This is a genomic window from Halomonas qinghailakensis, from assembly GCF_025820815.1.
Taxonomy (GTDB): Bacteria; Pseudomonadota; Gammaproteobacteria; order Pseudomonadales; family Halomonadaceae; genus Vreelandella; species Vreelandella qaidamensis.
The window spans coordinates 1505476-1520112 of record NZ_CP096973.1; the positions used below are offsets into that span (position 1 = coordinate 1505476).

The window sequence follows — 14637 nt, forward strand, 5'->3', positions numbered from 1 at the left end:
CTGTGTGCCAACCCACTCCGATAAGGCGATTGCCAAAAAGGAGTAAACGCACGTAACCGATTTATCTTTTAGCGAGGGTGTAAACCGTCTGCCCACGCAGCTTGAATGCATCACTGATATACGAAAAGTTTTCCGAATGGCCGGCAAACAGTAACGCGTCCGGCTTCATCAACGGAGCAAACCGTTTTAAGATCTTTGCCTGGGTATCTTTATCGAAATAGATCATGATGTTGCGGCAAAAAACGGCATCAAAGGGACCTTTTACCGGCCACTGCGGCGCCAGCAGGTTAAGCGGTAGAAACTCTACCAACGACGACACTTCCGGCCGGATGCGCGCCAAGCCCGCATGGCCGCCGGTGCCTTTCTGAAAAAATCGTTTTACCCGCACTTCGTCTAACTTGCGCACTTGCTCAAGCGGATAAATGCCCGCGCGCGCTTTGCTAAGCGCGTCGGTATCAATATCGGTGGCAATCACCTTCGCCTGTGCAGCTTTTGGCCCTAGCGTCTCTAAGAGCGTCATCGCAATTGAGTACGGCTCCTCCCCGGTAGATGCTGCCGAACACCATATGGTGACAGGTGTTTGCTGCTGCTTAATATGCTCAGCTAATAGGGGGAAGTGGTGCGCCTCACGAAAAAAAGCGGTGAGGTTAGTGGTTAGCGCGTTAGTAAATGCTTCCCACTCTTTAGCGTCAGGCTGACGCTCTAAGCGCGTCAAATAGTCGGTAAACCGAGTGATGCCGTAATGGCGCAACCGCTTTGCTAAACGGCTATAGACCATTTCACGCTTATGCTCAGCCAGCACGATGCCAGCGCGCAGATAAATAAGCTCTCTTATCCGCGCAAAGTCGGCATCCGTTAGCACTAGGTCGCGCTCAATACCTCCCGATGTCCACTGACCGGCGTCAACTCCTCGCTCGCGATGGTCTGTCAAAATTCTTCCCACTCCTCTGCTGAGGCCAGCTGCCGCGTGGTTGACAACGAAGATGCTTTGTTCGGGCGTTCAATAGGTTGAACCGCATTAATACTGCGAACAGCAGCAGATATTGATTTCAACTCGCCCTGCTCACACCGGTTATTTAAGCGGAAGGCTTCGACAGAGAGAGCCAGTAAACCGGCCTGTTGTTCTAATGCCACGGCGGCGCGTGCCGTTTCCTGAACACGTAAGGCGTTTTGTTGTGTTGCTTGATCCATTTCGGTAACGGCTTGGTTTACTTCCGCAATACCATGACTCTGCTCCTCAGATGCTGACGAAATATCGTGCATAATCTGTGTAACGCTGCGCGCCGCTTCGGCAACTTCACCAATGGCTTTTTCGGCTTTTTTAACTAGTCCAGCACCGGCATTGACTTCTTTGTTAGAGCCATCAATCAGCCCTCGAATCTCTTGCGACGCATTAGCACTGCGGCCCGCCAACTTACGCACTTCATCAGCCACTACTGCGAAGCCACGGCCATGCTCGCCCGCTCTGGCAGCTTCTACTGAGGCATTAAGTGCCAGAATATTGGTTTGGAAAGCAATCGAGTCAATGACGTTAATGATATCCGTCATTTGTTGTGAGCTTTGCGTAATCCGTTGCATATTCTCAACTAACTGCGCCATGAGCTCCCCAGTCTGCGTCACTTGCGTAGTATTGTTATCGGCAAGACGACGTGCTTCTTGAGCGTTATCGCTATTTTGACGCACCGTGGTGGTCATTTCTTCCATGCTGGAGGCAGTTTGCTGTAATGATGCGGCCTGCTGTTCGGTGCGCGACGATAGAGCCTCATTGCCGCTGGCAATCTCTTTAGCCGCAGGAGTGACCACATTGATACCGTCTTTAACCTCGCTGATGAGACTGCTCAAGCTTTTGCGCATCGTATTCAGCGATTCCATGAGTAGCCCCACCTCATCACGTTGATGCGGTGGAACTTTCGCCGCTAAGTTCCCTCCTGCTATCTGCAACGTGAAGCGAGACGCACTTTTTAGCGGCCGGACAATGGAACGTAGCATCATCACCCCGAGGAAGATAAGTGCTAACAAACCAACGCCCAGAACAGTGGCTTGAGCATTGAGCATTCGGGCTTGACCTTGCTCGGCATCGGCGGCCATCGCTTCAGCGGCGGCCTGCTTTTGGGCGATGAGCTGGTTCACCAGGGAAGAGAGTTCACGCCCTTCGTTATTCATCACGTTAATCACAGCGTCTAAGCCAGTAAACGCTAGATACGTTTCTTCCGCTTGCAATACATTGGCCGCCTGCAGCATGCCATTGTCTAAAAACGACTGCAGCCGCTCGTTGAACGACGTCGCCAGCGCGTCAGTGTTAACATCACGGGAGTAATACTGCTGCCAGGCTTGCTCAACCGCTGCTGCGTTATCGGCAACCATTTCGCCCATTTCAAAGCGCTGTTTGATCAGCTCCATTCGCTCTGGCTCAATCATGGCTTGGCGGGTTTGAGCGATGGTTTGGTCAATTTGCTGCAGGCGGATAACGTCTTGCAGGCCATCATTATTAAGCACAGCGAGACGCTCTCCGGCCAGATTGAGGCTATATAATCCCAGGCCACCGCTCAGCAACAGTAGCGCACCAGCCACGACAATCATGCCCGTTAACTTAGCTCGCAGGGTATCAAACCGTATCCGTTTTAAGCGCTGTACTAGGCCTTTTTTGCGCAGTTGGCCCTTCTCTAAGTAATACAGCTTGTTACGGCCCTCACGTATGTCAGCGTAGACCTGTTCTGCCTGTGCAATAGCCTCCCGCGAAGCCTGCACTCTGACGGAGGCGTAGCCAACCACGTCATCCTCTTCGATGATCGGCGTCACACTGGCATTCACCCAGTAGTGATCACCATTTTTGCAGCGGTTTTTAACCAGCCCTCGCCATGTTTCACCGCTCTCTACGGTTTGCCATAAGTTCTCGAACGCTGCTGGTGGCATATCCGGGTGACGAATCAGATTATGCGGCGCCCCCATCAGCTCTTCATAATCAAAACCACTGATCTGGATAAAGGCGGGGTTCGCATACGTAATACGCCCCTTAAGATCCGTCCGAGAAACAAGGAAGTCGTCACTGCGAAGCTCAACTTCGCGTTGAGTGACTGGCTGGTTATTACGCATTCGCATGCCTTATTGTTAGTAGTAAAGCCAAGGAAATGGTGATGCTCAAACCGCAAGGCTTAAAACGCTTCCCACTCATCTGCTGCTGCATGGCGAGCGGGTATTTTCTTTGTTGTCATGGCTGGGACAACCGCTGTTTGTTGAAGAGCACGAGGGGGATGAGAGTCTCGTGGTGGATTAGAGTCTTGTGATGTGCTGGACGCAATCTGGAAGCGCTCTACCGCCTCTCTCAGACGCGCTGCCTCACTTTCTAATTCATTGGCACTGCGTGCCGCCTGCTGAACCAGCTGAGCATTTTGCTGCACCACTTGGTCCATCTGAGCAACTGCTTGGTTAACTTGGCCGATACCGTTACTTTGTTCTTCAGAAGCAGCTGCGATTTCATCCATAATGTCATTGACTCGCTGCACTGCAGCGACAAGATCCTGCATGGTTTGGCCCGCATGGTTCACCCGCTGCGTACCTGCATCTACTTTACCTAACGACGCATCAATCAGCGTGCGAATCTCTTTAGCCGCATTGGCGCTTCGGCTAGCAAGACTGCGGACTTCCTGGGCGACGACGGCAAATCCTTTACCATGCTCACCGGCACGGGCTGCTTCTACTGAGGCGTTAAGTGCCAAAATATTAGTTTGAAAAGCGATGTTATCAATCACCGTAATAATGTCAGCGACCTGATGGGAGCTAGCGCTGATGTCTTGCATGGTTTCAATGATGTTGGCCACTTCTTCGCCACTGCGTCTTGCGGTGAGCGTTACTTCATTTGCGAGCTGACTGGCTTGCAACGCATTATCAGCATTATGGCCTACGGTCGAGGCAAGCTGCTCCATGCTAGACGCTGTTTCTTCCAGGGAAGAAGCTTGCTGTTCGGTGCGTGAAGAGAGATCGTTATTGCCACTGGCAATATGCTGGGAGCGCTCAAAAATTGACGCTCCGCTTTGGCGCACCACTCCAACAGTCTCAGACAATGAGGACTGCATGTGTGCCATTGCGCTGTACAGCCGGCCAATTTCATTGTTACCTGGCGATACAATGTGTTGACTTAAGTCGCCTTTGGCCATCTTTTCAAAATAACCGACTAAGCGATCCAGCGGACGCAAAACATTAACCGTCACCCCCCAAATCACCACGGCAACCGTCAACCCCGTCATGATGACAACGCCAATTAACACCCAGCGAACACGGGTGGCGAACTCGCTAAATACCACTTGCTGCGCCTGCAGATCGTTGGATGCCTGTACAATGGCAACGCCTTGATTAAGTGCATATAGCCCGATTCCACAGGCGACGACCACCAATAGTGAGAAGGTGGCCAATACTAGCCCCCAGCTCAGGCGCACGGTCATATTGCTCATTATTTGACGCATTAGCGATGTCACACGCGTTACTCCAAATACAGCTGTGTTGGCCGGTGTTGTCCATGACACCAGAGATGGCTGTTGTTTTGGCTGAAAAGGCACACTCCCTGTGCCGGGTAGACAAACGGTTAGCGGTTACTGGTGCTGTCGACTAATGCCATCTCTTCGCTGGTCAGCAATTTATCAATATCCACTAGCACTAACATGCGGTCTTCAAGGCTACCTAGTCCGCTCAGGAAGTCAGAAGAGAGCGTAACGCCAAACTCAGGCGCGGGTTTGATCTGATCGGGTGTTAACGTCATCACATCAGAAACACCATCGACAACGATACCGACGACACGGTCAGCCACATTGACAACAATAACAACCGTTTGACCACCGTACTCAACGTTTTCCAAATTAAATTTAATACGCAAATCAACAATCGGCACAATAACACCGCGCAGATTGGTCACTCCTTTAATAAAGTCAGGCGCATTGGCAATCCGAGTGACATTTTCGTAACCACGTATTTCCTGAACCTTTAAAATATCAATGGCGTACTCTTCTTCTCCTAAAGAGAACACCAAAAATTCGCGATTATCCGCCTCTGCGGCGGCTAAAACCGCTCCATTGTTTGCTTGACTCATGACGGCTCAGCCTCCTGGTAATAAGAGAGATGTGGATGATTCACCTTTTTTCCCGCTTCTTTCTTAGCACGGCTTAACCGGTGTAAGCCTGTGATGTCTAAAATGAGTGCCACGCTTCCATCGCCTAAAATAGTAGCCGCCGAAACGCCTGGCACTTTGCGATAGTTGTCTTCCAAGTTTTTTACGACGACTTGCTGCTGACCGACAAGCTCATCAACCAGCATGGCGTAACGACGCCCCTCGCCCTGAACAATCACGGCAATGCTTTTAGTTGGATCAGTGATCGCATTTTTGACGTCAAACACTTCATGAATAGCGATTACCGGTAGATACTCATCGCGCACCTTGAGCACCACATCGTCTCCTGCCATGGCATACATATCGCCCTCGGCAGGCTGTAACGACTCAAGCACGGTGGAAAGTGGCAAAATAAAGGTCTCACCCCCCACTTTGATGGACATGCCGTCAAGAATGGCTAGCGTCAGCGGCAACACAATACGTGTATTAGTGCCCTCACCTTTCTTAGACTGAATTTCAACCCGGCCACCCATGCCCTGGATATTACGCTTCACGACATCCATGCCAACGCCACGGCCAGAGACATCGGTGACTTCTTTTGCGGTAGAAAAACCAGGCGCAAAAATCAGCTGGAAAACTTCTTCGTCAGAGACGGTGTCAGGCACATTCAGACCGTTTTCACGCGCTTTCGCCAATAGCCTGTCACGGTCCATACCAGCGCCGTCATCACGGACTTCTATCAGAATATTGCCACCCTGGTGACGCGCCGAGAGCACCAGTTTGCCAACCCGTGGCTTGCCTAACGCCTCACGCTCGTCGGGCATCTCAATGCCATGATCCAAGCTGTTACGCACCAAGTGCGTGAGGGGGTCAGTAATGCGCTCAACCAAGCTTTTATCCAGCTCGGTAGATTTACCTTCAGTAATCAGCTCAATTTCTTTATTCAGTTTACTGGCAGTGTCACGCACAACCCGGGGAAAACGGCTGAAGACAAACTCCATGGGGATCATGCGGATTGACATCACCGCTTCTTGAAGATCCCGTGCGTTACGCTGTAGCAGGCTCATACCATTTTGTAGCGAGCTGTTACCCACAGACGAGTCGTCAAGATCGCTAACGGTTTGGTCGAGCATCGACTGTGTAATAATGAGCTCACCGACTAAGTTAATAATCTGGTCAACTTTATCGACTGATACGCGAATAGAGGAGGATTCTGCAACGGCTTTTTTAGCAGCGGGTTTAGCCGGCTTGGCGGTGGCTGGGGTGCTATTGGCAGGCTTAACAGGCGCCGCTGGGGTCTCCGCGACGCCATTGGATGTGTCTGCCGACGGCGCTGGTGCCTCTGCCTTGAGACTAGCGCTTTCGTCATTAACAGCATCCACCACACTAATCTCGATTTGTCCAGGCTCAATAATGAAGCACATCACTGCTTCGATATCATCAGCACTGACCTCTCCGGCCAGCATGACATCGTAGCGCTTATCATCACCCGAGTGGGACTGTACATCGCCCAGCTGTCCAAGCTCTTCAACCAGTAAAAGCCGGTCTTTTTCGCTGACATTTAAAAGCGCAACATTAAGGTGGCGCTCACTATCAGAGGAAGGCGCCGTCGTGGCAGCGTCAGATGGCGCTTGTTTTTCAACCACAGGTGACGGTGCGGGAGGTGCATCCAACGTCTGGCCAATTTCTTCTAGCGCAATTTGCTGCAGAGTATGACAAATACGCTCATAGGCTTCTTGGTTGGGTTCTTCCTCGTTGCGATAGGCATCGAGTTGCTCGTGCATGATGTCTTTTGCCTCTAAAAAGGTATCAACGAGGTCAGCTCGCAACGTCAATTCACCTTTGCGAGCATGATCTAGCAGGTTTTCAAAGATATGCGTGGTTTTTTGCAGCACACTAAAGCCAAAGGTTCCCGCGCCGCCCTTAATAGAATGAGCAGCGCGGAAAATAGCATTGAGTTGCTCGCTATCCGGATCATCGACATCCAGCTCCAACAGGTGCTGTTCCATATCGGCCAACAGTTCGTCAGCCTCTTCAAAAAAGGTGTCAAAAAAGTCCGCTATATCCATGCACCGCTCCACATAAACGTCTTAGTGTTGTGATAAGCCCTGCTCATTCGTCTTCACCGCTCTGTGGCGTGCTTAGTGGCAACGCCTCTAGAGGCGCATCGTCATCGGGCAATGGGTTCTCAAGATTCATAATGCCTGGGTTGCGTATCGTCTCGGCAATTTCTGGCAGCAAGACAACAAGCTCAATACGCCGATTGATAGGATCAGTCGGCGAAGTGTCAGGCAACTTAGCACGATCAGCAAAGCCCGATACGCGTAGCAGTTGATCTGGGTCAAGCCCGCCGGTAACTAATTCACGCCGAGAAGCATTAGCCCGATCGTTGGAAAGTTCCCAGTTGCTATAGCCGCGGTAGCCACCAGCATAAGGCACGCTGTCGGTATGGCCGCTGATACTTAGATCGTTGGGTAACTCGTTCAATAACGGTGCCATGGTGCGTAATAAATTACGCATGTAAGGTGCGACTTGATCGCTACCAAGTTCGAACATTGGCCGCTGCTCTGTATCTAATAGCTGGATACGCAACCCTTCGCGGGTTAAATCAAAGCGCATTTGATTACGTAACTGGCGCAGCTCTGGGTCTAGCTCAATGGCACGCTCAATGCGCGCCTGCACATCGTTAAAGAAGCGCCGTTCCTGAGCGCTGGGGCGACTATACTGCAGCACATCCACGCGGGCGCGTTCGCCATCGCTGTGGGTGGGGTCTGGGCCGCCCCCCGGAATCACTTGAGTGCTGCCCGACCGATCGCCACTGGTCATTGCCGTTATGAGCGGCGTGCTGAAGTACTCAGCAACTCCACGACGTGTTTCATCGTCGGAAACACTTAAAATCCACATCACTAGAAACAGTGCCATTAAAGCGGTCATAAAATCAGCAAGGGCAATTTTCCACGCACCGCCATGGTGAGCATGCACCACTTTTTTGCGCCGAATAATAATCGGACGTTTATCGCCCCCCTTACTCATGCATTACCGCTCTTTTTGGCATCACGAACGTACTCTTCTAACTCTGCAAAACTTGGCCGTTCAGCGGTATGTAGCGCTTTGCGACCAAATTCAACCGCTAGTTGCGGCGCATAGCCGTGTAAGCTAGCCAGTAAGGTGACACGTATGCACTGCAGCATCTTCTCTGCTTCTTTAGCTTGCCGCTCGGCGTAGCTAGCCACGGGGCTAATAAAACCATATCCCATTAAAATACCAAGGAAGGTACCGACCAACGCGAGGGCAATCATCTCCCCCATTTGGGCAGGACTAGCATCAGCGTAAGTCAGTGCTTTAATAACCCCCATGACGGCAGCAACGATGCCAAAGGCAGGCATTGCATCGCCCACTTTGGCAATGGCATCGATAGGGATATGTGCCTCTTGCTCGAAGGCTTCAATTTCATGGAGCATCAGCTCGTCAATTTCCATCGGCTCCATACCGCCACTCACCATCAAACGCAGATAGTCAGTTAAAAAGTCCATAATATGCGGATCAGCAAGTACGGTCGGGTGCTCTTGAAAAAGCGGGCTTTCTTGGGGGTTATCAATATCGCGCTCTATCCCCAACATTCCTTCGCGGCGAATTTTAGAGAGCAGCTTGTACTGCAGTGCCATCAGCTCCATATACAACGCTTTGTTATACTTTTTGGCGCGTTTGAGTCTGGGAAAGATTTTGAATGTTGCCTTAATGGCTTTGCCATTGTTCGCGGCAATAAATGCGCCTATGCCAGCGCCCCCAATCATAAGCAGCTCTGTTGGCTGATAGAGAGGGCCTAAGCTACCGCCTGCCAACACATAACCGCCGAAGACAGATAGCAGTACGACCAAATAACCCAGAGGAATCAGCACAAGCAGTATCCTTGCGATATCAGTTTTTGTATCAGTGGAGCGCTATTCCTGTGTTTCAAAAAGAGAACACAGAGCGTTGGTTCCACGCGTTTCTTAGCCATAGCTTACTCAGGCGCTGGCGGTGTTAATGAAAAAGTACCAACCCCTTTTGGTGCTATCTATACGTTAAAGACGCATTTTATTGGCTATATACCTGACCGCACCGGGCAAGATAATTTTTGTAGTTCAACACCGCGCTTTACGCGTCTTCCCAGCCCGCGAAGGCGGCTGACAAATGCCACAGACATACTCGTGGGTTGGACTATGAGCATGGGCAACAAAGTGCCCACCACAGCGGGTACACGTATTAAGCTGCAGTAAATCGCTTTCAAAAAATCGTACTAGCGTCCATGCGCGGGTTAGGCCCAACACCGGCTCAACGCCTTCTAAATTTATCTGCTCTTCATACAAGCGATAGGCTTTGACAAAGGCATCAATACGTTCACAACGGGTGTTGTTTTGTACGCTGTGATAAATGTTATAAAACAGCGACGAATGTACGTTAGGCAACCATGTCACGAACCAGTCAGCAGAGAAGGGCAGCATCCCTTTGGGTGGCGACATACCGCGTACTTCCTTGTACAGCTTGATCAGGCGCGTGCGACTTAGCTCTGTTTCTGTCTCCAATACTTGTAACCGTGCACCTAATTCAATCAGCTCTATGGCCAGCTGTACTTGGTGCATTTCATCAACCAAGCTTTTCTGGCTCACTCTGACTCTCCTACAGGCAGTGTTTCAAACGCCTCACCAGCTGACAACAATGACGCATGTAAGCCTGAAAGCCCTTGATCCCGAGGGTTTTCGGTGATTTTTCGCAGCTGATGGGCACTGGTTTGGCTCAGACGACATATTAGCTGATTGTTACGTGCCAACTTTGTCAGCTGTCGAGCGTTAAGAGACACGAGCAAATCTGCAAGCTCGCTATCTACTTTTAGGCGAAACATTGCCGCCTCACGGTCTTCGACCAATAATCGCTGCGCAAGAAGTAAATACGCTAAATTAATTTCCTGAATTTCATCGAGAAAGCTTGTTTGACTCATAGTGTTCCATCGAACGACATGGGCGTTTCATTATGACTTTATACTGACGCCTTAAAAGTTGTTTACATTTCTCAGCACATGGTTGCATACAACGTTGGTATTGGCTACCGACGCCCCTGTCGAGGAGTTAACCCCTCTTCGGATAACTCAAATACCCATACCAGCAGTTCTGCCACCACCTGATATAAACTGGTAGGGATCTCGGCATCGAGATCTAACTGCATCAGCAGTGCCACAAGTTCAGGGGCATCGTGTACATAAATTCCTTGGCGTTGAGCCTCAGCCATGATTCTTTCCGCCAATTCTCCGTAACCTTTTGCCACGACACGCGGTGCTTGCTCCTTATTCTGGTAGGCAAGCGCGACAGCTTGGCGACGGTGATCAGCCGACGTCGCCATGATGACTCTCCACGGTGATATGACGGGCGTTTACCTGAACACTACGAAAATCTAACGCCGCCAGACGGCTTTCTAAACGCCCAATTCCTTGTTCTAGGCGGGCATGGGTTGAAGCATCATCCGTAGTTAAGTCAATACTCAGTGTTGACTGATAAAGCCTTAGCGACGCGCTGAAGGCGCCTAAATTAGGCACATCAAGCTGCATATCCGAACGCCAGCCCTCTTCCGCATCAGCATCCTTTTGAGCATTTTCTTGTTCACCTTCGCGTGAGGGCAGGTTAACCACTAACGCCATAAAAATCCCCGCCCAAACGTCGCCCTCCCAACGAATGGTAGGCATCACCAGTAGCTCAAGCTGCTGGCGCACTAGCCCCTGTAAGCTTTCATGGACAATATCGCGGCCACCGCGCAGAACCGCACTCTCGTCCAGTGCTCGTGCACTGGTCATATCAACGCTGGCCGACGCTAGGTCACGCGCAGCCCCTACCGGCAGAGTGGTATTCGCAAGCATTGGGGTGCCAGATCCCGTTACGCCATTTTGATGACTGGCCACAGGTAGCAACAGCGAATTCGGCAGTATGGCAACGTTTGCATTGCTGGCATTCAGCGCGGCATTAGACGCGAAAGGTGGCATTGCAAACGTTGCAACACTGGCTGGCAACATCATAGGGCGTGGCCCTGGCTGCATTTGCGGCTCTCGCAGCAGTTGCTGACGAGAAGCGTCGCCTTGAAACCAACGTTTTAGATGAGCTTCGTAAAAAAGACCGCTATCACGAATGCTGCCTTCTAAGCGATTTGCCAACGCTGGTGCAGAAGGCGCTTCTTGCTGCCCCATCAATGGCGTTTGTGGGCGTATCACGGCGGGAGGCGCGGGAAAACGTAACAAGACATCCGCAATGGTCCGGGCAGCTGGGCTAAAATGGGTTTGGGTAGAACCTGGAGGCGCATTGGAGGCATCTCCCGAAAGAGGCTGCCGCTGCTGGCCATCAAGCGATGGTGGTAGCCGCCTAAGATCGCCTAAGGGCGATGATAAAGGTCGCCCATCAAGGCTTGAGTCTCCTTGCAGTGCACGCGGGCCGTCACCTGACGGAACCGGTTGCACGGGAGCATTAAGCGGTCGCTGGGATAGCTCGCCCTGACGCCCAAGCACTTGATGCATGAGCGTATCAATAAGCGGCGTAATGCCACTCACGTTAACCCCTTCTCCTGATCGCTAGGCACGTCGAAGCCCGCCACTTCGCCTTGTTGAGGCGCATAAGCACGATGTAAATTACGTTGGCGCTGAGAGACGCTGATTAATTTTCCCAGCTCATCCCGCCTGGCCACCAAACGACGGCGAATTTCCACATCATGCTCAAGAATACCCTCTAACAGCTCTGCCTTGCGCTTCCTTGCCGCCTCATCAAGCACCGTTTCGGCATCACGCGAGCGCAACGCCTCAACGGACATCACATAGTGGGTGCGTTGCTCAATCAGCTCTGCCCACTGCTCCGCATTGGCGAGTTCGTGCATTTGTCTAACACACGTGAGTAGCTTGGCGTACGCATCGATGAGCGTTTGCTGGGCATTTTCACGAGCAGTTTCAGAAGCCGACATGCTTTGCCTCACGCACTTTGCTGTTGACCGATTTCACGCCATGCAGAGGCGATATCTTCAAGCAAGCGCTCTGCCTGATTGAGACTGTCTTCATCGTTTCGAAGGTTAGCCGCTAATAGTAAGCGGGCAATATAGTCATAGAGCGACGCTAGACGCTCTGCGATATCCCCCCCTTTTTCTTGATCTAATGCAGCTGCCAGGCCGTTATTGATGATATCCAGCGCCTTGGAAATCGACTTTCCTTTTTCAGCCGTATTGCCCGCTTGCATATGAATACGCGCCGCGCGGATGGCTGCCTGGGCACCATCAAACAACATAACGATGAGCTGATGAGGATCAGCTGACATAACGCCGCTTTCCACGCCAACGCGAGCGTAGGCGTTGGCACCTCGGCCATAAACAGTGCCGCCGCGAGAGTATGTCATAAGCGGGTCTCTCCTATATTGATGCGAATAACAGCATTGATGCGAATAACAGCGACCACAACCGCCGACACGCGCTGTTCTATTATCATTCAGAAACAAGCTTATTAGCTCAGTTACAACATATATCGGCGTCTCGCTAATAGACTTTAATATTTAACCTATATTTCACTCAGAAAATTTTACGTCTTTTCTGAGCAGGCTAGCCGACTATGTGGACACCGCCACTTCACGTTTTGGCTTACCTAATCGTTCAAGTACATCGCCTCGCAGAGTGTTGCCCAATGTCTCGCGCATGGGCGACTCTGCCTGACTTGTCAGCGTCACTTCAGCAGGAGCACCCTGCGCATCAAGGCGGATAATCCACGCCATCTGCTCACTGGAAAAGTGCGCAAGCGACCCCACCGGCAGTGGTTTGAAGTGCTCGATATAGCGCTTGGTCCAACGGGGGTCAAATTGATGCGGATGGCTCAGTAAATGCCGATAGATTTGTTGCGCTGTTTTGGCAGGACGATCTGCCCGATCGCGCCGCATTGCCTCTACCACATCTACCACTGCGCTCGCTTTGGCAAGTTCGTTAATGTCACTACCGGTTAAGCCATCAGGATAGCCACTGCCGTCCAGGCGTTCATTAATGCCACCTATGACCGCTTGGGCAACGGCAGCGGAAAGCCACTGGCAATGCTGTAAGCGGCCTAGTAACAACGACACATGCTCACTCATAGCTTGGCGATGAGTAGCTTCAAAATGCGGGGCCTTAAACAGTATTTGCGGAATAAGTGCCTTACCAAGGTCATGCACCAAACCACTCGCGACGATCGCCTTACGTACGTCACGAGGCATATTTGCACCAACCAAATCAAGCAAATGCACCGCTACCGCGATTCCATGGCGAACTAATAGCGGCTCTGGCGATAGACATCGTGTCGCAAACAGCAATGCCTCGCGATCCTCTTCATGCAGCTGCAAAAGACGATCTGCGTTGCGTGACAGCTGGCGAGAGTCAATGTCACTCCCTTGCTGTAAAAGCAGCAACTGAGCATCTAAATAAGCCGCTATTTTCACCAACCGCCGTGCCATAGGCGTGGCATAGCGACGGATATCTCGCCGCCCCACGTGCTCGTTTCCTGGCGCGCGCTTGCTTGGTTGTTCAAACAGCGGCGATGGCTGACGATCCTCTTGCGCTTCTTTGCTGTAACGGGCAGCTTCGCGCTCAATTTCACAAACAAAATACCAAATTTGCCGCTCTTGCTCGGACGAGCAATTGGCGAAATGGAAACCTACCCGCAATAAGTGTCGCTCAGGATCGGTTTTTTGATGGCGCGGCACCCCTTGTACTTCAAAATAGGTGCCATCTGGAAACGTAAAAGCAAGTGCAAGGGGCCTATCAGCTTCAGAAAGCACACCGCTGGCGGTTAGCGGTAGCTCTATTTGGCAGCCATCCTGGGAAAGGTCTCGCAGTTCCCCCACAATATGTTCGCCACTTTCACCGCTCAACGAGGCTGGTACGGCCATACCAAACCGCAGCTCGGCGCGAAACGATTCGCGGCGTTGCAGCACGTCTAGAGTGGCGGGGTAATCGCTGCAGCATAAAAAGCGTCCACCCGCATGACGAGTCTCTGTCAGCGATAAAAGCGGCGTGCGCACCACCTTACCCTGGGATTGGCCACGTAGAAAAAACGACTCACCTTGCTGTAAGCGGCTTAACAGATGATCAACTGAAGATAAGTCCATCACCAATGTCTTCCCAGCGTGTTGCTCCATCAACACGATAGGCTCTGGGCGAGCGTCCTCGGTAGCTAAACAAAGCGATACGCCCCCCCCTTCAATCAAGGTAGTTAAAAGAGAGCTGACTGCTGCAGGACTGGTAACACTTTCGTATTCATCTGGTCGGACTGACATTCTCGTTTCGCTTCCCTACCACGTTGTTATTACAGCACGTTATTACGCCAAGTTATTACGCTACGTCTATATACCCATCACAACGCGGCAAAGCATACCAGAAGGCCTCTGGCTACCGTACGCTCATGAAAAAACTAACTCCCCCTCCCATTTCATCTATAGTAAAGGAGCAACAACGGCGGGAAGCGACCGCTAGTGTGATAGCCTGCACCGATAAGCAGCCCTGCGCTTTATAAACAATGA

General features: G+C 51.5%; 14 protein-coding genes. All 14 read right to left on the minus strand.

The features are described from left to right. Nucleotides 1-61: 61 nt before the first annotated feature. Entirely contained in the window at nucleotides 62-931 is an 870-nt protein-coding gene (locus M0220_RS07105; RefSeq protein WP_030074265.1) for a CheR family methyltransferase, read from the minus strand. Continuing rightward, nucleotides 928-3093, minus strand: coding sequence for a methyl-accepting chemotaxis protein (locus tag M0220_RS07110; RefSeq protein WP_264019023.1), 2166 nt, complete (start codon nucleotides 3091-3093; stop codon nucleotides 928-930). The genes M0220_RS07105 and M0220_RS07110 overlap by 4 nt, the downstream gene beginning before the upstream one ends. A 59-nt stretch (nucleotides 3094-3152) precedes the next feature. Continuing rightward, entirely contained in the window at nucleotides 3153-4448 is a 1296-nt protein-coding gene (locus M0220_RS07115; protein ID WP_264019024.1) for a methyl-accepting chemotaxis protein, read from the minus strand. A gap of 131 nt (nucleotides 4449-4579) precedes the next feature. Then, a complete protein-coding gene (gene cheW, locus M0220_RS07120; RefSeq protein WP_030074268.1) occupies nucleotides 4580-5080 on the minus strand; it encodes a chemotaxis protein CheW in 501 nt (166 codons plus the stop codon). After that, nucleotides 5077-7167: a chemotaxis protein CheA gene (gene cheA / locus M0220_RS07125; RefSeq protein ID WP_264019025.1), complete on the minus strand. Its 2091-nt coding sequence runs from the start codon at nucleotides 7165-7167 to the stop codon at nucleotides 5077-5079. The genes cheW and cheA overlap by 4 nt, the downstream gene beginning before the upstream one ends. A gap of 43 nt (nucleotides 7168-7210) precedes the next feature. Further along, on the minus strand, nucleotides 7211-8131 hold the full coding sequence (gene motB / locus M0220_RS07130; RefSeq protein ID WP_030074270.1) for a flagellar motor protein MotB: 921 nt from the start codon (nucleotides 8129-8131) through the stop codon (nucleotides 7211-7213). Then, nucleotides 8128-8997, minus strand: coding sequence for a flagellar motor stator protein MotA (gene motA, locus M0220_RS07135; protein WP_030074271.1), 870 nt, complete (start codon nucleotides 8995-8997; stop codon nucleotides 8128-8130). The genes motB and motA overlap by 4 nt, the downstream gene beginning before the upstream one ends. Before the next feature lie 225 nt (nucleotides 8998-9222). Continuing rightward, complete coding sequence (flhC, locus tag M0220_RS07140; protein WP_030074272.1) at nucleotides 9223-9747, minus strand: flagellar transcriptional regulator FlhC; 525 nt, start codon at nucleotides 9745-9747, stop codon at nucleotides 9223-9225. Then, nucleotides 9744-10076, minus strand: a complete 333-nt coding sequence (gene flhD / locus M0220_RS07145) for a flagellar transcriptional regulator FlhD (protein WP_264019027.1) — start codon at nucleotides 10074-10076, stop codon at nucleotides 9744-9746. Before flhD ends, flhC begins: the two co-directional genes overlap by 4 nt. Before the next feature lie 104 nt (nucleotides 10077-10180). Next, nucleotides 10181-10474, minus strand: a complete 294-nt coding sequence (locus tag M0220_RS07150; protein ID WP_030074274.1) for an EscU/YscU/HrcU family type III secretion system export apparatus switch protein — start codon at nucleotides 10472-10474, stop codon at nucleotides 10181-10183. Beyond that, on the minus strand, nucleotides 10458-11666 hold the full coding sequence (gene fliK, locus M0220_RS07155) for a flagellar hook-length control protein FliK (protein ID WP_030074275.1): 1209 nt from the start codon (nucleotides 11664-11666) through the stop codon (nucleotides 10458-10460). The genes M0220_RS07150 and fliK overlap by 17 nt, the downstream gene beginning before the upstream one ends. After that, complete coding sequence (gene fliT, locus M0220_RS07160) at nucleotides 11663-12070, minus strand: flagellar protein FliT (RefSeq protein WP_030074276.1); 408 nt, start codon at nucleotides 12068-12070, stop codon at nucleotides 11663-11665. Before fliT ends, fliK begins: the two co-directional genes overlap by 4 nt. Nucleotides 12071-12078: 8 nt before the next feature. Continuing rightward, complete coding sequence (gene fliS, locus M0220_RS07165; RefSeq protein ID WP_030074277.1) at nucleotides 12079-12495, minus strand: flagellar export chaperone FliS; 417 nt, start codon at nucleotides 12493-12495, stop codon at nucleotides 12079-12081. Nucleotides 12496-12702: 207 nt separating this feature from the next. Next, nucleotides 12703-14394, minus strand: coding sequence for an HD domain-containing phosphohydrolase (locus tag M0220_RS07170; RefSeq protein WP_264019028.1), 1692 nt, complete (start codon nucleotides 14392-14394; stop codon nucleotides 12703-12705). Nucleotides 14395-14637 lie beyond the last annotated feature (243 nt).